Annotated in this window: 21 protein-coding genes; 15 read left to right on the top strand and 6 right to left on the bottom strand. The window is 54.9% G+C overall.

Translation table 11 applies throughout. The annotated features are described in order from the left end of the window. The first annotated feature begins 4 nt into the window (after window positions 1-4). Window positions 5-1642 carry a GH3 auxin-responsive promoter family protein gene (locus Pla100_RS09085; protein WP_146577413.1) on the top strand — a complete coding sequence of 546 codons (1638 nt, stop codon included), beginning with the start codon at window positions 5-7 and terminating at the stop codon, window positions 1640-1642. On the opposite strand, the gene Pla100_RS09080 is transcribed toward Pla100_RS09085, so the two are convergent. Together Pla100_RS09080 and Pla100_RS09075 are read right to left on the bottom strand one after the other, a co-directional pair. Next, on the bottom strand, window positions 1621-2463 hold the full coding sequence (locus tag Pla100_RS09080) for an alpha/beta fold hydrolase (protein ID WP_146577412.1): 843 nt from the start codon (window positions 2461-2463) through the stop codon (window positions 1621-1623). The two genes, Pla100_RS09085 and Pla100_RS09080, sit on opposite strands and share 22 nt — an antisense overlap. Beyond that, the gene (locus Pla100_RS09075) at window positions 2460-3734 is read right to left on the bottom strand and encodes a formylglycine-generating enzyme family protein (protein WP_390620585.1); all 1275 of its coding nucleotides are present in this window, start codon (window positions 3732-3734) and stop codon (window positions 2460-2462) included. Before Pla100_RS09075 ends, Pla100_RS09080 begins: the two co-directional genes overlap by 4 nt. Before the next feature lie 244 nt (window positions 3735-3978). Between Pla100_RS09075 and Pla100_RS09070 the strand changes: the two genes are divergently transcribed. Together Pla100_RS09070 and Pla100_RS09065 are read left to right on the top strand one after the other, a co-directional pair. Beyond that, entirely contained in the window at window positions 3979-5004 is a 1026-nt protein-coding gene (locus tag Pla100_RS09070; protein WP_146577411.1) for a lipid II:glycine glycyltransferase FemX, read from the top strand. 67 nt (window positions 5005-5071) lie between these two features. Then, complete coding sequence (locus Pla100_RS09065) at window positions 5072-7123, top strand: tetratricopeptide repeat protein (RefSeq protein WP_146577410.1); 2052 nt, start codon at window positions 5072-5074, stop codon at window positions 7121-7123. Between the two features lie 227 nt (window positions 7124-7350). Here the strand turns inward: Pla100_RS09065 and Pla100_RS09060 are convergent, their stop codons facing one another. Genes Pla100_RS09060 through Pla100_RS09050 form a run of 3 tightly spaced genes read right to left on the bottom strand, consistent with a single transcriptional unit; the run spans window position 7351 to window position 9153 of the window. Beyond that, window positions 7351-8295, bottom strand: coding sequence for a hypothetical protein (locus Pla100_RS09060; protein ID WP_146577409.1), 945 nt, complete (start codon window positions 8293-8295; stop codon window positions 7351-7353). Beyond that, window positions 8213-8689, bottom strand: a complete 477-nt coding sequence (locus Pla100_RS09055; protein WP_146577408.1) for a hypothetical protein — start codon at window positions 8687-8689, stop codon at window positions 8213-8215. The genes Pla100_RS09060 and Pla100_RS09055 overlap by 83 nt, the downstream gene beginning before the upstream one ends. Beyond that, window positions 8686-9153 (bottom strand): BlaI/MecI/CopY family transcriptional regulator, encoded by a 468-nt coding sequence (locus Pla100_RS09050; RefSeq protein ID WP_231602881.1) that lies wholly within the window; start codon window positions 9151-9153, stop codon window positions 8686-8688. Before Pla100_RS09050 ends, Pla100_RS09055 begins: the two co-directional genes overlap by 4 nt. Window positions 9154-9570: 417 nt before the next feature. On the opposite strand from Pla100_RS09050, the gene Pla100_RS09045 reads away from it, so the two are divergent. From Pla100_RS09045 to Pla100_RS09005, 9 genes are all read left to right on the top strand, one after another. After that, window positions 9571-10041 carry a type II secretion system protein gene (locus tag Pla100_RS09045; RefSeq protein ID WP_146577406.1) on the top strand — a complete coding sequence of 157 codons (471 nt, stop codon included), beginning with the start codon at window positions 9571-9573 and terminating at the stop codon, window positions 10039-10041. A gap of 57 nt (window positions 10042-10098) precedes the next feature. Next, complete coding sequence (locus Pla100_RS09040) at window positions 10099-10641, top strand: response regulator (protein ID WP_146577405.1); 543 nt, start codon at window positions 10099-10101, stop codon at window positions 10639-10641. After that, window positions 10622-12160, top strand: a complete 1539-nt coding sequence (locus Pla100_RS09035; RefSeq protein WP_146577404.1) for a sensor histidine kinase — start codon at window positions 10622-10624, stop codon at window positions 12158-12160. Before Pla100_RS09040 ends, Pla100_RS09035 begins: the two co-directional genes overlap by 20 nt. Before the next feature lie 2 nt (window positions 12161-12162). Beyond that, window positions 12163-12498, top strand: a complete 336-nt coding sequence (locus Pla100_RS09030) for an STAS domain-containing protein (protein WP_146577403.1) — start codon at window positions 12163-12165, stop codon at window positions 12496-12498. Window positions 12499-12506: 8 nt separating this feature from the next. Further along, window positions 12507-14396, top strand: coding sequence for a GspE/PulE family protein (locus tag Pla100_RS09025; protein WP_146577402.1), 1890 nt, complete (start codon window positions 12507-12509; stop codon window positions 14394-14396). Window positions 14397-14445: 49 nt separating this feature from the next. Beyond that, complete coding sequence (locus Pla100_RS09020) at window positions 14446-15591, top strand: type II secretion system F family protein (RefSeq protein WP_146577401.1); 1146 nt, start codon at window positions 14446-14448, stop codon at window positions 15589-15591. A gap of 151 nt (window positions 15592-15742) precedes the next feature. Beyond that, window positions 15743-16168: a zinc-binding dehydrogenase gene (locus Pla100_RS09015; RefSeq protein ID WP_315853462.1), complete on the top strand. Its 426-nt coding sequence runs from the start codon at window positions 15743-15745 to the stop codon at window positions 16166-16168. A 167-nt stretch (window positions 16169-16335) separates the two neighbouring features. Continuing rightward, on the top strand, window positions 16336-17697 hold the full coding sequence (locus Pla100_RS09010; RefSeq protein ID WP_146577399.1) for an outer membrane protein assembly factor BamB family protein: 1362 nt from the start codon (window positions 16336-16338) through the stop codon (window positions 17695-17697). 33 nt (window positions 17698-17730) lie between these two features. Then, window positions 17731-18582: an RluA family pseudouridine synthase gene (locus Pla100_RS09005; RefSeq protein ID WP_146577398.1), complete on the top strand. Its 852-nt coding sequence runs from the start codon at window positions 17731-17733 to the stop codon at window positions 18580-18582. A 681-nt stretch (window positions 18583-19263) separates the two neighbouring features. On the opposite strand, the gene Pla100_RS09000 is transcribed toward Pla100_RS09005, so the two are convergent. Next, a complete protein-coding gene (locus Pla100_RS09000) occupies window positions 19264-20985 on the bottom strand; it encodes a prolyl oligopeptidase family serine peptidase (protein ID WP_146577397.1) in 1722 nt (573 codons plus the stop codon). A 525-nt stretch (window positions 20986-21510) separates the two neighbouring features. Here Pla100_RS09000 and Pla100_RS08995 point away from each other — a divergent pair. From Pla100_RS08995 to Pla100_RS08985, 3 genes are read left to right on the top strand one after another with little or no spacing between them, the layout of a single operon-like run. Further along, the gene (locus Pla100_RS08995) at window positions 21511-24576 is read left to right on the top strand and encodes a PSD1 and planctomycete cytochrome C domain-containing protein (protein WP_146577396.1); all 3066 of its coding nucleotides are present in this window, start codon (window positions 21511-21513) and stop codon (window positions 24574-24576) included. 8 nt (window positions 24577-24584) lie between these two features. Continuing rightward, window positions 24585-26033, top strand: coding sequence for a DUF1501 domain-containing protein (locus Pla100_RS08990; RefSeq protein WP_146577395.1), 1449 nt, complete (start codon window positions 24585-24587; stop codon window positions 26031-26033). 37 nt (window positions 26034-26070) lie between these two features. After that, window positions 26071-26400: a c-type cytochrome domain-containing protein gene (locus Pla100_RS08985; RefSeq protein ID WP_197167803.1), complete on the top strand. Its 330-nt coding sequence runs from the start codon at window positions 26071-26073 to the stop codon at window positions 26398-26400. The last annotated feature ends 72 nt before the right edge of the window (window positions 26401-26472 follow it).

The raw sequence follows: 26472 nt of genomic DNA, 5'->3' as shown, positions 1-26472 counted from the left end.
CTCAATGAATGCTCGTTGGGCTTATATCAAGCTTCAAAACGCGATCGTCTCAAGGATGCTGCGTCAAACCGCGAACTCGCGTGACATTCAACGAGATGTCTTGCTCGAGAAAGTTCGTTTATGCGCCGACAGTCGGTTTGGCCGTGATTACCACCTACGTTCGATTCGAAACGTCGACGACTTTCGTCGAAATATCCCGATCACTGATTTTGAAACCTTCCGTCCCTACGTCGACGACGTTCGCAGAGGCGATCCCGGAGCGCTCTTCAGCCCCTCGGTTCGGTTGTTAATGTTCGCTTTGACGTCCGGTACGACCGAACAACCCAAACACATTCCGGTTACCGACGAGTTCATACGCACCTACAAACGCGGTTGGAAAATATGGGGACTCAAGGCCCACACCGACCACATGGATTTGGCGAAAAAGGAATATGTTCACTTGGCCGGCGATTGGCAACAAAGCCAAGCGGAGAGTGGCGTTTGGTGCGGAAGCATCAGTGGGCTGGCTGCCGAAACGCGTCCGGCCATTGTCCGTCGAACGTTCATCGTACCGCCCGAAGTCGGAAAAATTTCCGATTGGACGGCCCGCCAGTACACGGCTCTGCGATTGTCGCTGCCGTCGCGGAAAGTCGGCATGATCATGACCGCCAATCCGTTGACCTTGGTCGGCTTGGCCGAGCTAGCCGATCGCGAAAAGGAATCATTGATTCGTGACATGCGCGACGGAACGCTTCGTTTGCCCGAGGGATGTTCGAGCACCACGAGCAATACGTTACAGCGGCGCATCAAGCGAGTTTCATCACGCCGCATTCAAGAACTGGAAAACATCATCGAGCAAACCGGGCGGTTGCTGCCGAAAGATTTTTGGCCGCAATTGTCGGTCATCGGCGTTTGGATGGGAGGTTCGGTGAGCGCTTTCATTCCTGAGGTACGGCGGCTCTACGGCGAATGTGCGTTTCGCGATCACGGCTTGTCGGCCAGTGAAGGACGGATGACGATTCCGATCGAAGACGAATCCAATGCCGGTCTGTTGGACTACGAATCGAATTTCTATGAGTTCATCCCCGAATCGGAATTTGAAAGCGACTCGCCCACGGTTCTCGAAGCACACGAATTGATCGAGGGTCAATCCTACTACATCCTCTTAACCAATTCCGGCGGTTTGTTCCGATACAACATCCACGACGTGGTTCAGTGCGTGGGATTTCGAGGCCAAACCCCCATGCTGACGTTCCTACACAAAGGCGCTCATTGCAGCAGCATGACGGGCGAAAAACTGACCGAGTATCAAGTCGCGACAGCCGTCCGTGAGGGATTCGGTCAACTGAATTTGCGTGTCGAAACCGTGATGCTTGTCCCCGTCATGGGAAGCACGCCCCGCTATCGTTTGTTGATCGAATCTCACCTCAACGACGACGTCGAAAACATCGCCAAATCGATCGACCGTTCGCTCGCGGCGGTCAACTGCGAATACGACGATCGGATCAAAACCAATCGTCTGCGACCGATCGAAACCAAGATCATTCCCAACGGCTCGTGGCAAAAAATGCGAGAACGCAAGATCGCCGAGCGAGGTGGCACTCAGGAACAATACAAGCACACGTTCTTGGGAACATCCGATCAATTCTTGACCGAGCTTTGACGCACGCACCACCGCGTCAGATCGTTCAAATACCCTGACGGATCGGGTTCAAATTCAAGTGTGTGAGACGCATCGTGATAGACCATCACGGATTTGTCCTCGCTACCCATCTTGGAAACAAACGCCCGTGTGGATTCGTTGTCCGTGATCGGATCCGCGTCGGCCAACATCAACAACATGGGAATCTTGATCTGGTCAGGTTGATCGACGGCGTGGTTCCAAAGTTTCAAGTTTTCAATGGCGAACCGAATTGTGATCTTTCGTAAGGTCAAGGGATCTTCAGCGATGTAGCGTCGACGCGACGGTGAATTGGTAAACAACGCTGGATCTCGCAACGGCACCTCGACACGCTCGCGATCCAACCGGGCCAGTTCAGCGACCTTCAATCCGAACTGCTGCACCGTTGTTGTCGATTTGGACGAATAGAGCCCCGGACAAATCAATCCGTACGCGTGGAATAGTTTCGGATGCACGCGAACCAATGATGTCGCCAGGATGCCTCCCCAGCTGATTCCGAAGAGCAGCTTGGGTAACTCGGTCGGTAAGCTCTCGACGTACTCCACGACGTCGGACAACCAAGTGGTCCATTGATCGACGTCGCCGCGGTGCGCGAAGTTCAATCCCGAACCGCGGCGGTCCAGGCTATGCACCTGAAAGCCGTTTTCATTCAGGTGCGAGCCGCTTGCCTCGTACCAGCCGCTGTGGCTGATGATCCCGTGCAGGAAAATGATCTCCGCTTTCGGATTCGCATGAGCCCACCGCCGGACCGCCAAACGCCCCGACCGCGAACTCGAAAAAAAAGCCAGTTCGGGGGCGATCATTCCTTCAACTTGGCGGCTTCGCCGGGCAGGTTTTCGTCGACCAAACCGTAGCCGCTACGACCTTCCGTGACACGGCTTTCGACGTCCATCTTGGTTTCCTCGGGAAGCGGCTCCCAAAACTGAACGATGGTTTCTTGAGGAAGATCCTTCAACGACCGGAACAGACGAAAGCCAACGCCGCGGGACGGGTCACTGGTGAACCACCAAGGACTGCGAGGGAAGTTCGGATCCTCTTCTTTCCAATCTTCATCATTAGATGCCAATCGAGCGGCGCTGCGAAGTTCCGGGGGATCCATTTCCCAACTTCCGCCACGAGCGACGCAAGGATAGGGATTGGTCGGGAACCGGGCAGCGGCGGTGGCATCGACGGGCTGTTCGTCGACCATCCACTGATAACCGTTCTCGGTGTACTCATTGATGGTCCATTCGGCCGCATTGCCGTGCATGTCATAAAGTCCGAACGGATTCGGTTTCTTCGTACCGACCACTCCCGGACCCTCGAGGCTATTATCGAAGTACCACGCGTACTCTTCGATATCACCGGCATCATCGCCCCAACTGTAGGCGGTCGTCGTTCCAGCGCGGGCGGCGTATTCCCATTCCGCCTCGGTCGGCAAGCGATACTGCACGTCCGAAATCCGTGACAACCATTTCGTGAACTGTTGAGCCGCGTACTGGGTCATCGTCACCGCAGGCTGATCGGCTGCCTCACCATATTCAAACGTGAACGAGGGATCGTAGAGTTCCGTCGGCGCGGTCACGGCGTCGGCTTGATTGTCTTCGCTGACGGGACGAATGCCGCGGGCCTCAAACTCTTTGAAGACGCTGTACATTCGCATGTATTCCTTATACATGTCCCAGCGGGTCTCCGTCTTGGCGACCCACATCGGAGCGACCTTGACCTTCACCGTCGGGCCTTCGTCCTCGACAAATCCGTCGGCATCCTCGGAAGTTCCCATGGTGAATTCCCCACCGGGTACCGGAATCATCTCAAACTCAATATCCGTACCGGGGATTTTCTGGGTGTAGGGAACCATGAACGTTCCGTTGTCTAACGCCACCGAAGCCCCCTCGGCAGGCTGGTTTGCGGTGATCCCCAAGGGCAGCGTCGCGGTGGCGTCTGCCAGAGCCGAATTGGATGAAAACGAGCAGGCCACCGTCAAGCCGACGGTGATAGCGAATTGAGATCGGAAAGCAAAATCGAGCAATCGGAGCATGGCAGCGACGAGGGTCAAGGGAGTGAAAGTGGGAATTCGCTGGTTCGTCAGCAAGCCCCTATTCTAGGCCCATTTGCCTGCGATGCTACCCAAATCAGGACGCCAACTCCACCGATCGCTCCGTTCTTTCGAAGTGAATATTGCTGAAAACCCGGAATACAACGGAATGGAAGGTCGTGCGGGTTGCGCGGCATCGACAAACAAAGTTAGGTTGGGTTGCTCAAACGAAGCAGTGCTGATCAAGCGATCATTAAATAAAGTAGGGGGGATCGATTTCCGCCAACTTTTTTGAAACCTGATGATCACCGTTTCGAAACCTTTCACGGTCCGTACCGCCTGTGAGACGCATCAATGGGACGAGTTTGTCGCCCGCCATCCTGGCGGAAGCTTGTACCACACCACCGCCATGATTCATGCGTTTCGCGACACTGACGGATATGAACCGCTCGCTCTGGCGGCAATCAATCGTGATGGCGAGATGGTTGGTCTGTTAGTCGCCGTCAAGGTTTCATTAGCCGGGATATGGCCCAAGTCCATGACGTCGCGGTCGATCTTTTTTGCCGAGCCGATCGTGATCCAGGGTGATGCGGGGCGTCGAGCAATCGCGTGTCTGTTGGCCGAACACGATGCCCACATGTCCGAAAACGTCGTCTTCAGCGAAATTCGCCCTCTGTCGAATGATGATCCTTGCGGGGACGAATACGTTCAGGCCGGCTACGAACAATACCATTACAATAACTATGAATTAGATTTAACCGTCTCACCGGACGAGATATTTCGTCGTATGAGTCCCAAGCGACGCAACAACATCCGCGCCAATCAACGTCGCGGGTTGACCGTTCGCGAAGCGGATCCTGGACGCGATTTGCCTATTTTCTACGAGCATCTATTGCATAGTCATGCTCGTTCCAAAGTCCCTTTGGTTGAGATCGGTTATTTCGAACAGATCTTTGCTCGCTTTCCGAAAGATCATATTCGATTGACGATGGCGGACTTCAACGGGCAGCCGATCGCTTCTGCCTGTCATTTTATATTCAACGGGCGGGTGTATTGGTCACACGCCGGTACGTATCGAATTCCCGGAATTGCGGCTCAGGCTTCGCTGGTCTGGGAATCGATTCAATGGGCGATCCAAAACCAACATCGCGTTTACGACTTCGCGGGTGCCGGATGGGCGGGCGAAAAGTATGGTCCCGGAATCTTTAAAGAGCGATTTGGTGGTCGCCATGTGAACGTCGGACGATATCGAAAGGTGTATTCACAATGGCGGATGAAGGTTGCCGAAACGGGCTACCGGATAACCCGCCCATTGTTGATCGTTTGACTTCGATCAAGAATGAGGTAATCGTACCGATCCGACGGCAAGGCACATTACGAAATTGAATACTCCATTGTCTTGGCCCAAGAAGCTTCTGTTCGGCCTGATTACCACGTTGGGGTTTTGGCTCCTCGCCGAAGCGCTGTTGGCAATCGCCGGGTTCGAGCCGACCACGACGACGACGGACCCTTTGCTCGGATTCTCACGCCAAGTTCCCCTCCTGGAATCGTATCAGGCGGAAAACGGAATCGAGAGAGTCCAAACCGCAGCCGGAAAGTTGGTATGGTTCAATCATCAGTCGTTTCCTGCAATCAAACCCGACCGAACCCGCCGCGTTTTTTGTGTCGGCGGTTCAACTACCTACGGTCGGCCCTTTGCCGATGGCACTTCTTACAGCGGGTGGCTCCGAGAACTATTGCCGCTTGCCGATCCTGATACGAACTGGGAAGTCATCAATGCCGGCGGAGTCAGCTACGCCAGCTACCGAGTCGCGGAGGTGATGCAAGAGCTGTCCCAGTACGAACCAGACTTGTTTCTAGTCTACAGCGTCCACAACGAATTCTTGGAGCGACGAACCTATGAAGGCTTGTTCGAAACTTCGGTTTTAAACCGCAACGCGTCGGCGATCTTACAGAAGACTCGCGTCGGCTCACTCGTTCAGCAATTCGTTTCGAGTTCACCGATCAACTCCAACACTAAAGCTCGTTTATCCGAGGAGGTTGACGAGAGATTGAACCATACGGTTGGTCCGAGCGACTATCACCGCGATGATGTGTGGCAAACGAAGGTGATTCGGCACTACGAATGGAACTTGGAACGGATGGTATCGATCGCTCAGCGATCCGGTGCACAGATTGCTTTCATCACACCCGCTTCCAATTTAAAAGACTGTTGGCCCTTCAAATCTGAATCAAATTCACAGTCACCGACGACGCCCAGTGGGCTTAGTCAGCTTGACAAGGTAAAGGCATCTTGGGAGCAATCGGACGATTCAGCTCTCGTGACCCAGACAAACGCGATCATCAATTCGGATCCACGTTGCGCCGAGGCTCATTTTTTTCACGGTCGAGCACTCTTTCAAATGGAAGAGTTTGATCAAGCGGAGGTGGCCTTCCTCCGTGCGATCGATGAAGACGTTTGTCCGCTGCGAGCGACAACCGCCATCGCCGAGACGGTCCGACGCGTGGCACGCCGCCATGAAATCCCGTTGATCGATTTTGAGACCAAGCTCCGACAATACAGTCAAGAACGGTTCGGGCACTCCTGTTTCGGGCGTGAGCTATTTCTCGATCACGTGCATCCCACGATCGAGGTTCACGGAGAGTTGGCGTGGTGGATTCTTGAAGAACTCCAACGCACCCGAGTCGTCGGCGGATCGTTGCCGAGCGAAACGCAAAAAGTGAACGTGCAACAGAAAGTCTTCGACTTGGTAGACGATCAAACGCGGGGGATCGCGTTTCGAAACCTTGCGAAGGTCATGCACTGGGCGGGTAAGTTCCCCGAAGCGGCCCAGCACGCAGCCGACGCATTGAAGTTGATCCCGGATGACCTGGAGAGCCGATTCCTACTCGCCGACTGTGAACTGTGTCAGGGTCGCAACGAAGAGTCGCTGCGCCTTTACGACGAGCTGTTTGATGTCGGAGACTTTCCGCGAGCGTATGTAAACTATGCAGAACTTCTCTTCGAGGCGGGACGACTCGACGAAGCCAAGTCGTATTTGATTCCAGCGGTACTGCGTGAGAGGCATCGACGACGGGAGCGTGCGATGTATCTGTTGGCACTCGTACATTTGTCACTCGAAGAATACGAGTTTGCCTTGGAATGTTTCAACCAACTTGACCCGGCTTACGCGAATGATTCAGACATGTTGTTTTTGAAAGCGGAAGCCTACGCCGGTGCAGGAGATCAGCAAGCCGCGATCGAAGCCCTCACCCGCCTTACCAAATCGGAACCAGTCAACTTCGAGGCTCGATACCGATTAGCCGTGGCATTGGTTTCGCAACAACGACCAGTCGACGCCCGTCATCAATTGGAAAAAGCCCGAGAGATCGATCCGACCGACCCACGGTTGGAGGCCATCACGCTCCAAATTCAAGCATTGGAAGAGTCTTTGTCGGAGAAATAGTCGTTCTGCGTTCCCTTGCTGTGGACACGCCGCTTTTTCGGAAGATCAATTTTTCCGCGTACTCTGTTTCCATTCCTGAGAACGTGTTTTAAAAAGGGGTCTGACCCTTCGGAGGCGAGTCGATTTCATTGGGTTTTTGGCCTCGCCGGAGAGGGTCAGACCCCTTTTTAAAACACGTTCTGAGCGATGGCGAGTTTCCATGGTGAATGACCTGTCTTGGATGATGGCTATTCGCCCATTACTGCCGCAGCGGCTTGACGAAGTGATTCGTTCGAATCGGCGAGCGCCTTGTCGATGATTCGCTCGCCAGCCTCTCCGCCCCAAGCTTTGGCGGCGCGGACGAGTTCGGCGCGGACGGCGGGGTCGTCGCATTTGCCCGCCGCAACGATGACCGCGTAAGACGACGGTCCGCGTTCGCGAGCAGCCTTCAATGCTAGTAAAACGTACTTGGGCTCTCCAGATTTCGCGATTGCATAAAGCATGGCAAGACCTTGCAAGCCTTGAGTCTCACGGGCCGTCTCGAGGATCTTGGTCATCGCTTGGTCCCCGAAGTCGTCAGCCAATTTACCCAGTAACACAAATCGACGGTCATCGTCGAAAGGTTCTTCGATTAATTTGGCTACGAGAGGTTCGCTAGCGTCTTTCGCCATAGAAGCCATCAACACGGCTCGATCTTCGTTTGACAATGAACGAATCTGTTCGAGCAAGAAAAATCTGTCTGTCGTGTTCAAGTCTTGGTATGCGATCGCGATCGCGGGGTAGCCAGTTTTGCCGAGTGAACAAGCCGCTCGAAGTGCCTCGCGTCGGACGCTCTCATACTCAGAGCGTTGGGCAACGTGGCCGCAAAACAAGACTGCTTCATCACTCGGCTGGTGATTAACGATTCCGTCGAGCGATTTCAACTGAGCGGCTTCATCTCCACCTAGAAACATCGCGCCCCTTCGAAGGGCCTCAGCGGATAGTTTCTCCGGCGCATCGCGGAGATCTTTCAAACGGGCGACTTTTGCATCGACGGATGCTCGGAGCTTCTCGGCGTATTCTTTAATTGATTCTTCCATGTCCGCGAGCGACTCGAGTTTCCGATCCAGCTCACGCACCTTGGCTTCGACCCCCTCCACCGACATTGGCGGCAACGCCTCTTGAGCAACCAGCTTCGGACGAAGTGTTTGCATGGCGATGCGGCGTTAGCCTTTCGTCGCCAGCCGCAACAGTCGTTTCGACGGAAATAGTTGGGACGGGCACGCTGAGTGATTCATGCATCGGTTCCAATCCCGCAATATCAGCCGGTGGATCATACCAAGGAATCTCGATCGTCCACGGCGCGAGTAACCAACCGTGCATCAATACACCCACACAAGTCAGCCGGCGACACAACATACTTCGGGGACGAAGCAAACGCACCACGAGCATCGCAATGAGCATTGCTAACGACCCGCGAACGAGCATCGGCACGCACGAGTCGACGACCCCGTTGAAACCGTGTTCATTCAAGCCGAACCATTTCACGTCCAGTCCACTTGCGCCGAGGACATTGATGCTCAATGGATTCTCGCTGAACAGAATCATATCGATCCCTTCGGCGGAGTCGTTTGTCTTCTTTTATGGATCGCTTCGGGTTTATCGGTATCACTCGAACTCTTGGTTTTTCCACATCGCTGTTCCGCGTCGGCGATCAGTTGTCTCATTTCCCGAAGTTCTTGCTCGGTCAGCACCGAATTTTGCAAAAGATGGGCAACTAATGGGACAATGCCGCTGACACGTTCTTTCAGCAAATCCAACAGCGGACCGCTGACATCCGAAGGGCCGACCAACGCGTGATAACTAGCCGGTCGCGTCGCCGATTTGCCAACCACACCTTTGTCGACCAAACGCTCCAAACGAGTCTGCACGGTCGTGTAGCCGATCGTTGCGCCCGAGGCGAGCATCGCTTGGTGCGCTTCGGCGAGCGTTACGGTGTCATGGTCCCACAGCAACCGAAACAACTCCATCTCTGCGGCGGTGAATCGGTTGGTTCGTCTCGGCTTATTCATGCTTTTCTGAAAAATCGATCGTCTGCCCGAAGGTGCATTGGACCAGGCCATGGCGGTGATCACCCGTTTGCTACGCTTGTCGTAAATCAATTTACGACAGACGTCGTACTCGGTCAAGAGTATCGTTTTGGTTCGGTTAACTCCCTGTTCGGATGGCAAAGATCAGCAAGGCACACGAAAGGACGCAGTAAAAGCTAGCGCAAAACCACGATTGGTTGAGTTTGGCGGGATGTGACAACCGGGGTGAACATGACGGTTGATTCGGTTGATGCCGTGTGAGTCTCGGCTTTTTTGTATCGATTGTCTTTCTTTTTTGACAATCGTGACACGAACCGCGCCCTAGGTTTGAACGAGTCGAGATCTTCATGATCTCAGTACTGAAACAACCTTAGTTACAAGAGACTTGTGGGTAAAACCATGTTTTCCAACACTGAATCTTCCAATCCAGCGTCGTTGAAACGACGATTCGTCAACCGACGTCGCCGCGGATTTTCGCTAATCGAGTTGGTCGTCGTGATCCTGATTTTGGGCGTGATCGCTGCGGTCGCCGCTCCACGGATGTTCGACACGGCGGATGACGCCGCCGACAACAGCACCCGACAAACGCTTGCCGTCATCCGCAACGCCATTGAAATTTATCGGGTGAAGCATTCCACCTATCCGCCGATCACGAACAGCGCTGAGTTTAAGGATGCCTTGCGTCCTTATCTGAACGCTCCTATTCCTGCTCCGGCGTGTTTGCCTAATGCGAACTCCGATGTCGTCGAAGACGATTCCGCGGGCTTCGAAGCGGTTCCCAATGACGAAGATCCGGCAAGCTGGGTTTATAAGCCCGCGACCGGTTCGTTCAAGCTCAATAGCAACGACGCGACGCACCTGACTTGGTAGTCGAGCGCGTTACGTTGACAAGCTCATGTTAGAACGATCCTTTCCCATTGCTCGGCCATGTCTTCAACCAACCCTCCCTCGCCGAATTCGCCTGTCGTGCTGATTGCCGAAGACGATCCTGTGTTTCGTCGTTTGCTTCAGTTCACGATCCAGCGATGCGGATACAACGTCGTCGTTACCGCCGACGGTGAGGAAGCTTGGCAACGACTCCAAGGACGTGACATTGATTTGCTCGTGACTGACCAGCAGATGCCCCATTGCACCGGTATCGAGTTGTTACTGCGAATCGCGAATGATCGAGCAGGCATCGCCGCTTCGCCGGACAAATCGACTTCCTCACGAGAACTAGTTCGAGCGGCGATTCTTTGCACGGCCAAGGGACTTGAGATTGATCGTCAGCGACTGAAGGATCAATTCGGGTTGTTGGACGTCATCGGGAAACCGTTCAGTCCCAAGCAACTCGCTCGGGCAATTACGGATTTCTTCTCAACCCAATCGATGCCAGTGGAGTCGCCAACCGCTCCGGCCAATTCAAAGATTGTCGGTGCATCATTGACCGCGAACCCAAGGGCGGTTTGGAATGTCTGTCCGACCCACTAATCCGACGCGTCATCACGGATCGATTGCGTTTCGTGTCGGGCTTTGCTTCCTCGTCGTTTCGGTCGGGGTTTGGGCGGCCAGTTTGTTGACGCCTGATTCGATTGACGAAGATCCTCGACCGGCTCAATCGTTCTCGTTTTCATCTCCGATGATTCCTTGGGCGTTGGTGTCTGGGCTCGTTACGATCGGCGGAATTGCGTCGATCTACTCGCTCAGCAGCCTTGCCTGCATTGAGCGGCAATTGATTCAAGCGTCGGTCTCACCGAAACCGACGACGAATCAGCATCCAGGCGAGGTCGACGCGGTCGGCGGCGAAGAGATCGTGCTGGCACCCATTATCGGGAACGATCCTGCCGTTCGAGGCTACAACGCGTTGTTGCAAGCAACTCAGCGATCACGTCATCCCGTCGCCAATCGGTCGGTATCGCAACTTGATGATGCCGCGATCACTCACGCACGTGCGATGCGAGTACTTGATACGGCATGGGTCATCACCGACGAAGGTGGCGTCATTCGATACAACAGCCCGAAGGCGAAAGGGCTCTTAAACTTAGTTGAACAAACTCAATCGTCCTTGTTTGATTTATTGCAAATCGATGAACCGGAGCTGATCGACCGTCTCCTAAGTCGGGTGCGTATCGTCCGCATTTCGGTGAAAATTAACTTAAATACACGCGAGACCCATCTCGATGTGGTTCGCTCTCGATTGCGAGGCCGTGACGGAGATTGTGAAGGTATGGCGTGGTTGATCGAAGACCGAACCGCACAAACCCAAGCGATCCGAAGCCGTGATGACTTCCTGATGGCGGCCACTCATGAACTTCGCACGCCGCTTACCAACATGCGCGCCTACGCCGAGGCACTCGCGGCCGAAGAAGGTGTCGAGATCGAGGACCAGAAGCAATTCTGTAACGTCATTGTGTCGGAATCCGTTCGCATGGGCCGATTAGTTGATCAGTTGCTCTCGATGGGACAAATCGAAGCGGGATCGTTGGTGATCGAAAATCGGGAGGTCGATCTGCATCAACTATTGGGTGATGTGCAGAGTCAGGTTCTCGGGCAAGCCGAAGAAAAACACCAAACGATTCAAATGGAGATCGCGGATAAATTGCCGACCGTCATTGGAGATGCCGATCACCTTCGTTCAGCGATCAATAACTTGGTCGGCAACGCGGTCAAGTACACGCCTGAGCATGGCATCATTATCATTCGATGTCATCATCCCGACCCAAAACCAGAGCGTGAAACATCGGCCTCAAGATCGTTTGTTTGCATCGAGATCATCGACAACGGGCCCGGAATTGCAGAGGAGGATCACTCGCGTATTTTCGAAAAGTTTTATCGGTGTCAGGATTCTGCGGCGAGCCAACGTGGTAACGGCTTGGGGTTGTCGCTCGCCCAAGAAGTCGCTCGCTTGCATGGCGGTGACATCCGTCTTGAAAGTCAGCCGGGCCAAGGAAGCCATTTCATTTTGGAACTTCCCGCTACTGGAGTGGCTCGTAGCGGTTTGGGGCACTGACCATGTCATTGATCACCCGCCAAGGCCATGTAACCGTTGTCACACTGAATCAGCCCTTGAGGCAAGAAGCTGTCGATGAAATCTCGTCCCGTATCGACGATGCCATGCGAGATGGCATTCCCAACTTGGTAATGGACCTATCGCAAACGCCGTTAATCGACGGAGCGGGGTTGCAATGGCTCGACGATCTCGACATGGAAGCCGCCGATCGGGGTGGATGCGTCCGTCTTTGCAACGCCAACGAACTGTGTATCGACATTCTTCGAATGACCGGCGTCGGTGACCGGTTGGACCATTATCCCTCTTTGCCCGCCGCGATGGCGAGTTTCGTTCGCTGATCTTTGCAATGTCTCTTCTGAAAATCCCCACCAACCGTCGTATGGAAACGAAGCCTCGCTCTGCGGGCCCGGCAATCGCAAAGCCGTCGCCGCTGTTGATCGTTCCGCCTGCGGAAACGTCAGCGAGTAGACCATCGGGCGGTATGTTTTCGGCTCGGCGTGGAGGCGGTGCACCGTTGGGCGAGCGTTTGATTGCGGCTGGATTACTGACCGCCGAACAACTTGAGAACGCGTTAGACCATCAACGATTGGCGTTTCGAAAGAATTCGCAAGGCTCCGATCCTGCGGAGCCTGATTCTCCTAGGCGTCTGAAGCCGCTCGGCGAAGTCGTCACCGAACTCGGTTTGGTCGACGAGACCGATCTCATCCCGCTCTTAGGTGAACAACTCGGTGTGCCGGGGGTTCGTCTAAGAGAAGGTCTGATCGATCCGCAAGCGATTAGCTTGATCCCGCGGTCCGAGGCCGAACGATGGCGAGTGTTGCCGTTGATGAAGGTCCGCGATGAGTTGACGATCGCGATGGCGGATCCGCGTGATCTCGCCACGATCGACGCAATCAGTCATCTCACAGGTCTTCGAATCCGTCCCGTGCTGACTTTGGCCAGTGCCATCGAACGATTGCTTCCGCGTTGCTACGAGGATGATTTCTCGGTCGACTCGGTAACCGCCGATCTCGATGTTGATGAACTCGAAGTCGAATCGGATGCTCAAACCCTTGATCTCGACAGCGGAGGAGCACACCAACTTGCCGACGGCAGTCCCGTGATCAACTTGGTCAACTACGCGATCATTCAGGCGGTTCGACAAGGTGCCAGTGACATTCATATCGAGCCGGGCCCAAAGTTCACGTTCATTCGCTTTCGCATCGACGGGTCGCTGCGAGAAGCGATGCGACCCAAGAAAGATCTGCACGCCGCCTTGGTATCACGGATCAAGGTGATGGCCAAACTCGATATCGCCGAACACCGACAACCTCAAGACGGTCGATTGCACGTGCGGATCGCCCGACGCGACGTCGATCTGCGGATCAGCACGCTGCCGACAGTATTGGGTGAAAAGGTCGTGATGCGTGTGCTCGATCGAGGCAATATCACGTTTGACATGGGGAAGCTCGGTCTGCCGCCCGATTCATTGCAGATCATGAAACAAATGCTCGCCCGGCCGCACGGACTGGTGCTCGTCACCGGCCCAACCGGCAGCGGAAAAACGACCACGCTTTACTCCGCTATCGAATTGATCAAAGGAATCGAACGAAACGTCGTTACGGTCGAAGATCCGGTCGAGTATCAACTCGAGCTGATCAACCAAGTGCAGGTCAACACGGAGGCCGGGATGTCGTTTGCCGGAGCCTTGCGAAGCATCTTGCGGCAAGACCCCGACGTGATCATGGTCGGTGAGATCCGAGACCGCGAAACCGCTGAAACCGCCATTCAAGCCGCGTTGACGGGACACCTTGTTCTGAGCACGTTACACACCAACGACGCCGCGTCCGCGATCACGCGACTGGTGGACATGGGCGTCGAACCTTTCAAGATCGCCGCCGCTTTGGTCGGTGTCGTCGCTCAACGACTCGTGCGCAACGTTTGTCCCAACTGCAGCGAAGCTCACTACCCTCCGTCCGCTGTCTTACAAAGTCTGCAATACGAATCCGCAACGGGAGATCGCTTCGTCCGCGGTCGTGGGTGCTCACAGTGCTTTGATGGCTATCGAGGACGTAGCGGCATTTACGAATTGATGCCGTGTGATGCGATGTTGCGAGAGCAAATCACCGACTCGGTCACGTTGTCGAGCCTGCGTCAAGCTCGCAGCGGTCCGAGCTTACTGAGTGAAGGCATGCGGTTGGCCGCCAACGGTATCACCAGCATCGAAGAAGTCGCCCGAGTAGCCGATTGTGGATAACGACGAGCGAAGTCTCACACGGTCGCGAAACGCACTAACTGATTGAATCATGTTCAACGCAAACACCTATCACGGCTTTTCTGCGACGAATGCGTCCGCCATCAACCCGCCGGCTGTGGCGAACCGCAAGACTCGCACGGTTAATGATCTGTTCGGTTCACGCAAACCTTCCGGCGCTGCGGTCCTGTTGACGCTGAACCAACTTGCGGTGATGACCCAAAATGGCGTCGAGATCGCCGAGGCACTCGAATCGGTCGCCGAGCATTGCACGCAGCCTCGCTTGGCGGAAGCATTACGAAGCATCCATCGCTCCGTTTCCGGTGGTAGCACGTTCGCCGCCGCCATCGAGTCGCAACGAGAGTTCTTTCCAGCGTCGTTGCCCGCGATCCTGTCCGCCGCCGAAGCGACCGGGGACATCCCGTCCGCGATCAGTCGGGTGGTCGAGCAAATGAGAGCCCAACTACAGATGAGGGCCACCGTCATCGGTGCGATGATCTATCCGGTGATCTTGATCAGTGCTTCGTTTTTCGTGTTTGCGGCATTGATTCTAGGTGTGCTTCCTCAATTCCAAAAAGTATTCGATTCGCTAGGTAAACCGATCCCCACCTCGACCGCCTACCTGTTGGGCACCGGCGACTTTTGCCGCGAACATGTGTGGCTGATCTTGTCCGGCATTGTCGCAGCGGTAGGACTGGTTTGGCATTTCCGATCCCACTCCGTCCTGCGTGAGCCATTCTTTGGAATGTTGATGCACTTTCCCATCGTCCGATCGGCCTATCGTCCGTTGACCACCGGTCGGACGTACCGAACGCTTGCGTCGATGATTTTGGGTGGCGTGCCGCTGCTCGAGTCCGTTCGTCTGACGCGCCGAGCCACCGTCGATCCGAACTGGAACGAATTGCTCGCCCAGATGGAGCAAAACCTAATCGAAGGCAAAAACCCCAGTGAAGTTCTCCGGCACACGACGTGGTTACCAGCCGAAGCGGCTCAAATGATGGCGACCGGCCAGCGTACCGGACGAATCGGCGAAGTACTCGACGACATGGGAAAGTATTACGAAGAGGAAGCCAGTCGATTGCTCAAACGCATCATCGTCGCAGTCGAACCGGTGATCATCCTCGCCATGGGGGTGATGGTCTCCGGGATCGTGCTGAGCGTTCTGTTACCGATGCTCGACGTGACCAGTGTTCGCTGATACGGTTTCCAAACTCAAGATCTTTATCTAGATGTTTTTGTATAAATCATTGTTTAGAACCTATCCGAAAAAGGGTCTGACCCTTTGGAGGCAAGCCCTTCAACCATTCTGGTGAGGATTCGTCCGCCTTCTCGGCACCGGCGGGAACCCAATACTCGATTTCCTCCTGCGGAACCGAAGCGATCAGTCGGAGATAACGTCGGTAATGAAATCGATCACGAACGGACGTGGGGCAGATATCGCGATGGATTTTGCTGGCGTGAGTGCGGCTGTCGATACTTGCATCGCGTCGGTACGAATCGGAGGCTGCGTTCTTCTGGCGGGCAGCGTATTTCCTGTTTCTGATATATCGATCTCACCAGAATCCATTGTTCGTCGAATGCTGACCATTCGCGGCCTTCACAATTACCTTCCCGTTGACCTGATCAGTGCTCTGCAATTCCTGGAACGATCTGCCGACCGATTCCCCTTCGCTGATTTGGTCACGAAAACGTTTCCGCTGTCTGAAACACAACTTGCCTTCGAATACGCGGACGAACATCGACCGGTCCGTGTCGCGGTACAGCCTGGCAGATAAAGCGAACTTTGCTGACGCCCCGCCACGTTCGGGATTCCCCTCCAGCTCATCTGAACGAGGGTTCATTCGGTCCAGTGCCATTCGATCGACCAGTCGTTGCCTCAACACGAAACGGGTAAGCTGGAGTTGGTGTTGTACTCATTTTTCGATTGTGGAATCGTTTAGCGATGAAGAATCTAACTGCAGTTATCTTGATACCGTGTTTCTTTGCGATCGCATTACAAGGCTCGATCGCATTACAAGGCTACGGTGAAGACGCGAACTGGCCACAGTGGCGCGGCCCGGCGGGAACCGGCAAGACGACCGCCGACGACATCGTGACGCAGTGGGGACCGGAACTGAATGTGAAATGGCGAACGGAGTTGCCGGAGGCGGGCAATTCAACGCCGGTCGTCTGGGGCAATCAGATATTCTTGACCCAACCGATGGCGACATCGAACCAGCGAGCTTTGCTCTGCATCGATCGGCAAACCGGAACGCAGCAATGGAGGAAAACCGTTTCCTACTCCGAGACCGAAGCAAGTCATAAAACGAACCCATATTGTTCGGCATCTCCGGTGACAGATGGGCAGCGAGTGATCGCATGGTTCGGTTCAGCTGGTTTGATTTGTTGGGATCTCGATGGCACGGAGTTATGGCGACGCGACCTTGGTCGACAAGAGCATATGTGGGGTTACGGCTCGTCGCCGATCTTGCATGAAGATCTTTGCATCTTGAGTTTCGGTCCAGGTAATCGCGAGTTTCTACTTGCCGTTGACAAGGCCACTGGAGAAACCCGGTGGGAGGTCAGCTCGCTCGATGACTCCGCCGAACGCGAACTCAGCGGCCCTGAGAATGATGGCAACGCGAACGATTTTAACAGCGACAAACCACGCGACGAACGACTTCGAGGATCGTGGAGCACACCCATCATCGTCGAAGTCGACGGACATTCCGAATTGGTCGCCACGTTGCCTCGCCGAGTCAGCGGCTACGATCCGGCGACCGGCAAACTGCTCTGGACCTGTGGTGGCAGTGGTCCGTTGGCGTACGCATCACCGATGGAGTCCGACGGTGTGATCGTAGCGTTGGGAGGTTACAGTGGCGGATCGCTCGCGGTTCGGGCCGGCGGCCGAGGCGACGTTACCGAAACCCATCGATTGTGGCACAAGTCCAAGGGTGGTGGCTGGCTGGGCACGGGAGTCGTTGACGAGGGGGCCATCTATATTTGTGACATCGGCGGTGTGATCCATTGCCTCGACGTCCAATCGGGCAATGAGCTGTGGAAAGATCGCGGAGCCGGAGGTGGCACTTGGTCCAGCATCACTCAGACCGCTAGCGGATTGATGTTTCTGCTTACCAAGTCAGGAACCACGACCGTCTTTCGGCCCGACCGCGATGGCTTGAAGGAAGTCGCTGAAAACGAACTCAATGAATCGACGAACTCTTCGGTAGTCGTGGCAGGCGATGAGGTCATCATTCGTACCGACGCGGCTCTGTGGTGCATCACGCAACTTGCGCCCGATTCCACAAGCGAAACGGGGATCTAGTACCCGCCAATAGCCCCCTTAATCAGTAGCCTCATGGCCAACCGCATACTACCAAGCCCCCGACAGCCGACCGGCTTGCTTGTTTATCTTTTCGAAATACTTAGTGACACCAAACGCACTCGCGTCAAGGCGATCTTGCGCAGCGGATTGGTTCATGTCAATGGAGCATCGATCACCCAGCACGATACCCAGATCGGAGGTGATGACACCATCGAGATTCGTTCCGAAAGGGCGACTGCCAAACGCTCGTTCCCCTTCGAAGTTCTGTTCGAAGACGCAGCGATCCTCGTGATCAACAAACCCAACGGGCTACTCACGGTCGGCAACCGGCATGAGAAAACACGCACCGTCGAATCGATTGTCAATCAGGCTCTCGCCGAGCAGCGACAACGCTGTTACATCGTTCAGCGTCTGGATCTCTATACGTCCGGCGTTCTTCTGCTTGCCAAGACTGAGTTCGCTCAAACGCGGATCAAAGACAACTGGGGTGAGTCAGAAAAAATTTACCACGCGCTCGTCGAAGGCGTTCCTGAACCATTGCAGGCGACGCTCACACACTATCTCAACGAAGATGATCGACTGATCGTCCACGCCAACAAAACAGAGGGCCGCAACGCGATCAAAGCAACTCTGTCATACCACACGTTGAGTTCCCGTGATGCTCATTCCCTTGTTTGCATCAAGTTAAAGACCGGCAAGAAAAACCAGATACGCGCGCAGATGTCCGCGATCGGGCATCCTGTTGCCGGTGATGCCAAGTACGGGGCCACGTCGAATCCAATCGGACGCATGTGCCTGCACGCCTCTAGCTTATCGCTTCGACATCCGACGACCAACGAAATGCTCTGCTTTCAAGCCCCTCTTCCAAAGGGAATGAGTTTTTAACAGGACAAAATCTTTCTAGCAAAAAGGACCGGCTCTAACTTCCCCCAAACGCTGTTCGGGGGAAGTTGTTCATGCCGTCCAGTTAAGCATCGCGGGATCATCAACTGACGCATTATAAAAGTGGCATAGGCTGAAAGCCTTTTCATACCCCACATCTTTTTTGACCCCCACGAGCTCGTCTCGTGGGTGAATAAGGTTGGCAAGCTAGACAACGACGCCCTCCCAACCTTCCGATTTTCACTTGTGCTCGCCGCTTCAAGCGGCGAGCACAAGTGAAAATCGGAAGGTTGGGCGAATTGCGGCTCGTGTCTAGCTTGCCAACCTCGGCTTCCTGCCAGACGAGCTGGCAGGGGAGCAATACATGAGGACTTGTGGGGTATAAAAAGGCTGAAAGCCTATGCCACTTATTGTTCACGCGATGTTTAGAACTCCTGAATTGTAAGCTCACGGAAACTGTAAACAAACATTCACCCGAGGCAAGTCAGAGGATAAAAGTGGAATTTTCCGAGTTACTCGTTGCTGTTGGACTGGACGACCACCCCCCCGGTCGGTTGAGGGTTGAGGGCGAGCGTGGTGGGACGCCGGACGGTGTTTGGTCGATGCTGAATTGTCTTGATCCCGGCGAAGCCCTTTTCAATCGATTGGTGAGCGGCACCAAATAGAATTCTCCCGAAGCGTTTTTTATTTTTCCGGAGGTGAACCGACCAAGTTCATTTCCTTCAAAAACTCGGTTGCCTGATCGAGAGTTTCGTTCAATAGTTTGCGATCGGACATCAGGTAGCCGTGCTTTCCGCCTTCATGAACTACCAGGTCGCATCGGATGCTGCGTTGCTTCATCGCCGATTCGAATGCGATCGCACCCGCCAACGGTGTGACTGTATCGGCCGAACCGTGAAATAAAATCGAGGGTGGTGTTGATTCGCTGACTTGAGCCACGGGTGATAGTTCTTCCCAGCGTTCGCCAATCTTCGCCGCACCGTAACCCTCGGGCGATGTATCGATGACCGGGAACAACAGCACACAGGCCTGGGGTACGGGAGACACGTCCCGTGGGTCGCTGGGATCGTCCACGCCCTCGCATAACGCGGTCGCGATCGCCAAGTGCCCGCCGGCGGATCCTCCACAGGTTGTCATTTTGTCGGCGTCGATTCCAAAACGATCGGAGTTCGCTCGCAAGAAACGCATTGCCGAACGGGCATCGGCGACGCAATCAAACACCGTCACACCGCGTTCGGCATCATGCAAACGATACTCAACGCTGACGCTAACCATCCCGAGACGACGAAAGTGTTCGGCGAACGGATACATTCGCTGCGGTTGCCCGCCCGTCCATCCGCCGCCGTGGTAGATCACACAACACGGCCGTTGATCAGACGGATCAAACCCCTCGGGCTCGAAGACATGCAAGTACAGTTCACGCGACCCACGATCGGGATTGGTAACGGACTTGTAGACGACCAATTGCGAGGGACTCAACTCCTGAGCCATCTTATCGACGATATCACGCGGCTTGCGTTGAGTTGATAGCGGACCGGCGGTAGTGTGATCGACAATGAAATCAACAATCGGCGTGGGATCTTCGAGTCCATGAGGATGATGACCCACCCCCGGTTTTCGAATTAAAGTGATCTTGCCGCCCAGTGAACGGTACGTCTCGGCAACCCTTCCTGTGTTTTCATCCCAAGGCACCACGTCATCAGCGTCCCCGAAGACATGCAGCAAGGGCACGCCGGCACGAGCAAGGGGCGCAAGTGAGTCGACTGGATTCTTGGAATAGGCAACCGCCTCGGCGTCGTTTGCAAAACCGTACTGCTGGAGCACGATCGCCCAATCTCGCGGGCTGCCCTTACCGCTTCCCAAACCACCGGGCCAACTGCGAAAATCACAAACCGGCGCGTCGCCGTAGATGCATGCGACGCGATCGGGATTTGCGATCGCCCAATTGTAGCAATACAAACCACCACGACTCAAACCGACGAGCGCAACCTTGTGATGAAGTTGGTATTGAGACGTCAATTCGTCGTAGCATCGATTCCAATGTTCGACCGCCGAGGGACTTCCCAAACGGTTCGGTATGTTCGCGTAGACGATATGAAATCCACGCCGCAGCAATTCGATATCGGGTGCGGGTTTGTGTCCGAAGAATTCGCCGTGCCATACCCACGGTCGTCCGGCCGCAGCGGTTTCGGGGGCAACTACACTGAGCGGATGGCCGGCGACATTGAATTGGTACCGAGAATAGCCGTTCCAATCTGTCGCGGGTCCTGGAAACGCCGCGACCTTCGATGCGTTCGGCGGTGCCGACGAGCCTTCACCAAGTCCGCGCGATGCATCGGGGACGAGGAAAAAGATCGCAACGGACGTAGCGGCAAGCAGCGAACGGAAGGATGTAGATTCGAACATGCGACGGTCACTCGGCGGGAAGTTGGCAGGTCAGATCTGAAAGCTTAATCCATTGGTCGATCCAGTGGTGTGTGTCAAATCGCATTATAAAAGTCGCATAGGCCTCCAGCCTTTTTATACCCCACATCTTTTTTGACCCCCACGAGCTCGTCTCGTGGGTGAATACGGTTCGCAAGCTAGACAACGACGCCCTCCCAACCTTGCGATCTTCACTTGTGCTCGCCGCTTCAAGCGGCGAGCACAAGTGAAGATCGTAAGGTTGGGGGAATTGCGGCTCGTGTCTAGCTTGCCAACCTCGGCTTCCTGCCAGACGAGCTGGCAGGGGAGCAATACACGAGGACTTGTGGGGTATAAAAAAGCTGGAAGCCTATGCCACTTGTTTTTCACGCGATGCTAAGCTGTTTCAGGAGACGCCTTTTCGAACCGCAGTCGTCGCTTGGATTTTAGTGCTGCAAATGAAGGCCCGGAGAGGCTAGAATACGGGCCCGCCAATTCCCGCCCTCCCATTTTTATCCGCCGGTGCCGATGTCCATTTCTACCGGATTGCTGAGCCGTTTCACCGTTGTTCTTGTTTCTTTTGCCGGATTCGCCTTCGGTGACGATATTGAATTTAACCGTGACGTACGTCCGATTCTTTCGAATCATTGCTTCACCTGCCATGGGCCAGATTCCGCGACGCGTGAAGGTGGACTGCGACTTGATCAACGTGACGCTGCGACGGGCATGGGTGATTCGGGCGAACTGGCTATCGTACCCGGTAGCTCGAGTGTAAGTGAAATCATTCGACGCGTTACGTCGACCGATCCCGATGTTCGCATGCCTCCCGTCGACGGTCCCGAGCCGCTCAGTCCACAGCAGATTTCCACTTTGAAAACCTGGATCGACCAGGGTGCTCCGTTTCAATCTCACTGGGCGTTCGTGACCGTGGCTCAACCGACGGTGCCTGAAACGGTCGGCAGCGATTGGCCGCACAATGACATCGATCGTTTTGTCCTTGACAAGTTGCTTGAAACAGAATCAACGCCTGCCCCTGAAGCGACTCGGGAAACGTTGATTCGACGCGTTGCCTTTGATCTGACCGGCTTACCACCGACCGTTGATGAGATCGATGAGTTTCTTGCGGACCGATCGGATCGCGCTTACGAAAACATGGTGGATCGATTTTTGAAATCACCAGCATACGGCGAGCACATGGCGAGGCACTGGCTCGATCTCGCTCGCTACGCGGATACCAATGGATACCAGTACGATACCGAACGCGAACAATGGGTTTGGCGCGACTGGGTGATCAACGCCTACAATGAAAATATGCCGTTTGATCAATTCACGATTGAGCAGCTTGCCGGCGACCTGCTTCCCGACGCAACCGTTCAACAGAGACTTGCGACAGGCTTCAACCGCAATCACGGCATTACGATTGAAGGCGGAATCATTGATGAAGAATACCGCACTGAGTATGTCATGGATCGCGTGACCACGACGGGTGCCGTTTGGATGGGAATGACGATCGGCTGTGCGAGGTGTCACGACCATAAGTACGATCCCATTTCTCAGCGTGAGTTCTACCAACTGTACTCGTTCTTCAATCAAGTGCCCGAGCGTGGCATGAATGGGTTTGCGCCTAGTGAGAAAATACCGTCACCGCTCGCAATCGAGCTTCAGCAATCCTTTGAGTCAAAGCTTGGGGAGCTGCGTGCGGAGTTGAACGAACCGCTCAACCTTGAGTCGTCTTTGGACGAATGGGTCGATCAACTTGCCGCATCGCCGGTCGGCCGCTGGAGCGTGCTTATTCCGAAAACGTTGAAGTCGTCGGGCGGTTCGACGTTGACGCAGCTTGACGACCATTCCATTCTCGCTGGCGAAACCAACCCTCAGCAAGACATATACGACATCGGAACCGATACCGATGCGGTCGCTATCACGGCCGTGCGACTGGAGGCGTTGACTCACGAATCACTGCCCGGTGGTGGTCCCGGACGGCATAGCAATTCCAACTTTGTGCTCAGCGAATTTGAATTGACCGCCGTTTCGATGGTGGATGATTCGAAGACTCAGGTCGTGAAATTCGTGCGAGCGATTTCGGATTACGAACAGGCGAACTATGCAGTAGCGAAAGCGATCAACGGGACCGTTGCCAACAACGACGGATGGGCGGTCGATGGCCCCACTCGGAAGAAGCCGGCAACGGCGGTCTTCGTAGCAGAATCACCTTTCGGTTTTCCCGGCGGAACGGAGTTGCGATTTCGTTTGCGGCACGAGGCCGGGTTCGCGACCCACGGGATCGGCAGGGCACGCTTGTCCGTCACCACCGATCAGGAAAGTAATCTCCGTCTTCATGGAATCCCTGCCGAGATTCTCCGTATCGCTGCCACTAAGAAACAGGATCGTTCTGTGGAGGACGCCAACCAACTGCGAGACTACTTCCTGGCACACCACGATCCTCGAGAAGACCTGAAGAAACGTATTGCGGAAGTTGAACAGCAACAGGCCAACGCGTTTCCGGCGACGATGATCATGCAAGAAATGCCTCAACCTCGCACGACACGTGTGCTCAACCGGGGCCAATACAACGAACCTACCGACGAGGTCACGGCGAACGTTCCTGCCGTCTTTCCGGCGCTGCCAAAGAACGCCCCCGCCAACCGGTTAGGGTTTGCCCAGTGGTTGGTGGATCGATCGCATCCACTGACCGCTCGCGTTGCCGTCAATCGTTATTGGCAAAGGCTGTTCGGAACCGGGCTGGTGAAAACATCGGAGGACTTTGGAGTCCAGGGATCGCTGCCGAGTCATCCGGAATTGCTCGACTGGCTAGCCACCGTATTCGTCGACAGCGGATGGGACGTGAAGTATATCCAGCGGCTGATGATCACGTCGGCAACCTATCGCCAAACCTCGCACGTCGGGGCAGCCGCGTACCAAGCGGATCCGGAGAACCGTTGGCTTGCACGCGGACCTCGCATGCGTCTTGATGGCGAAGAGATTCGTGATGCCGCATTGCTTTCCAGTGGCCTTTTGGTAAATCGCCTGGGCGGCAAAAGCGTCTACCCGTATCAGCCCGCCGGTTTGTGGATGGAACTGAACAATCGCCCCGGGTATTCCAAAGAGTATCCGCAAGGCAGCGGCGACGATCTGTACCGGCGCAGCCTCTACACGTTCTGGAAACGAACGGTTCCGTCGCCGATGCTGAAGATTCTCGATGCGCCCGAACGCGAGTTCTGTACGATTCGTCGTTCACGCACCAATACACCGTCACAAGCCTTGGTGTTATTGAACAGTCCGCAGTTTGTGGAAGCCGCTCGGCATCTGGGCGAACGAATGATGAAACACAAGGCATCCAGTCTCGAAGACAAGCTAGCGTACGGTTTTCGGCTTGTAACCGCTCGAGAACCGAACGAACTCGAACTGGCTACCATCGTCGAGGCCTTTGAGTCCGAACAACTTAAACTAGCCAGTTCACCAGAGATGGCGTTGAAGATACTGCAGGTGGGTGAATCCGAATTCGATTCAACGCTTGATCAATCGCAACTGGCCGCGTTCGCCAGCATTGCTAGTTTGTACTTGAATTTGAACGAAGCGATTACCAAGGGTTAGTGAAGAACATGAACAATCCAGTCCAGGAATCATTGCTGCTGCAAAATCGGCGACACTTCTTCGGTCGTGCCAGCACGGGCATTGGTGTCGCAGCATTAGCGTCGTTGTTGAATACGCCGGAACGTGCCGGTGCGAATCCGGCATCGGATGTAATGAACCAGCTTTCGCAGATTGCACCGAAAGCCAAGCGAGTGATCTACATGCTGCAATCAGGCGCTCCGTCGCAGGTGGACCTTTTCGATTACAAACCTTCGCTGGACAAGCTGGATCGCACCGAATTACCCGACAGCATTCGGCAGGGGCAACGTCTGACCGGCATGACGGCGGGACAGAAGAACTTCACCGTGGTCAAATCGCCGTGGAAGTTCGAACAGCATGGTGAATCGGGAACTTGGCTCAGTGAGTTGTTGCCGCACATGTCCAGCGTGGTCGATGATATCTGTATCATTCGTTCGATGCACACCGAAGCGATCAATCACGATCCGGCGGTTACGTTCTTTCAATCCGGAAACCAGCAACCCGGACGCCCCAGCATCGGTGCTTGGCTCAGCTATGGTCTGGGCAGTGAAACCCAGGACCTGCCTTCGTTCGTCGTGCTGCTCACCAAGAACACGTTCCATCAGGCTCAGCCGCTTTATGATCGCTTGTGGGGCAGTGGCTTCTTGCCATCGAAATTCCAGGGTGTCAAGTTTCGCAGCCAGGGTGATCCGGTATTGTATTTGAATGATCCCACGGGTCGGTCTAGAGATGATCGCCGCGCGATGCTGGATCGATTGGAGAAACTCAACCGGATCCAAGAAGCTTCCATTGGCGATCCAGAAATCGCTTCTCGCATTGCTCAATATGAGATGGCTTACCGCATGCAGACGTCGGTGCCCGAACTGGCCGATACGTCCGACGAACCGGCCAGCACGTTTGAGTTGTATGGCGAAGATGCCAAGCAACCTGGTACCCATGCGGCAAACTGTTTGTTAGCCCGACGACTCGCCGAACGCGGCGTTCGGTTCATTCAAGTGTTTCATCGTGGTTGGGATCATCACAGCAATGTGCAGAAATACCTTCCGACGTTGGCCAAAGAAACCGACCAAGGTTCGGCCGGGCTGATTCAGGATCTCAAGCAACGCGGGATGCTCGATGAAACATTGGTGATTTGGGCGGGAGAATTTGGTCGCACCGTCTATTCGCAGGGCAACCCCGATACGTTCGGTCGCGACCACCATCCACGGTGCTTTTCGATCTGGATGGCCGGTGGGGGCATTAAGCCCGGTCTCAGTTACGGCCAGACAGATGATTACTGTTACAACATCACGGAGAATCCCGTTCACGTTCACGACTTCCACGCAACCTTGCTGCACTGCTTGGGCATCGATCACGAAAAACTAACTTACCGTTTTCAAGGACGCGATTTTCGCCTGACCGATGTGCACGGAAACGTGGTCAGCGACATTTTGTTGTAGCCAAACGGCGATCCACTGCACCCGACAGGAAAACATAGTGTTTCGATATTCTAAAAAGCGACTGCCCTCGGAAGTGTTGATGCGTTTGGGGAGTCTTGTAACGACTTCGATGACGCTGTTCATCTTTTTGGCGACTGCCAATAGCGACGAGACGCCTCAAGCAAATAACGCGGGGCTGACCCTATTTCGACAGCACGTGAGAACCGATCTCATCCACCATTGCCTGGATTGCCATGGAGGAAAATCGACGAAGGGCAACTTCGATATATCAACGCGAGAAGCATTGATGGAAAGTGGCTTCGTGGGGGAATCGGTAAGCGTTCTATCTGCCCAGGCGGGTGAACCGGGGCAGTGGGCCGCGTACTAGAAGTCCGAGTCACCGTCGCCGGTTCGTTGGGCGCACTCCAGGTGCTCGCACAGTTCCACGACCGCATCGAGG

This window comes from Neorhodopirellula pilleata, assembly GCF_007859915.1.
Lineage (GTDB): Bacteria > Planctomycetota > Planctomycetia > Pirellulales > Pirellulaceae > Rhodopirellula > Rhodopirellula pilleata.
Note: the sequence above shows the minus strand (reverse complement) of the source record. Positions and strands in the feature narration are given on the sequence as shown.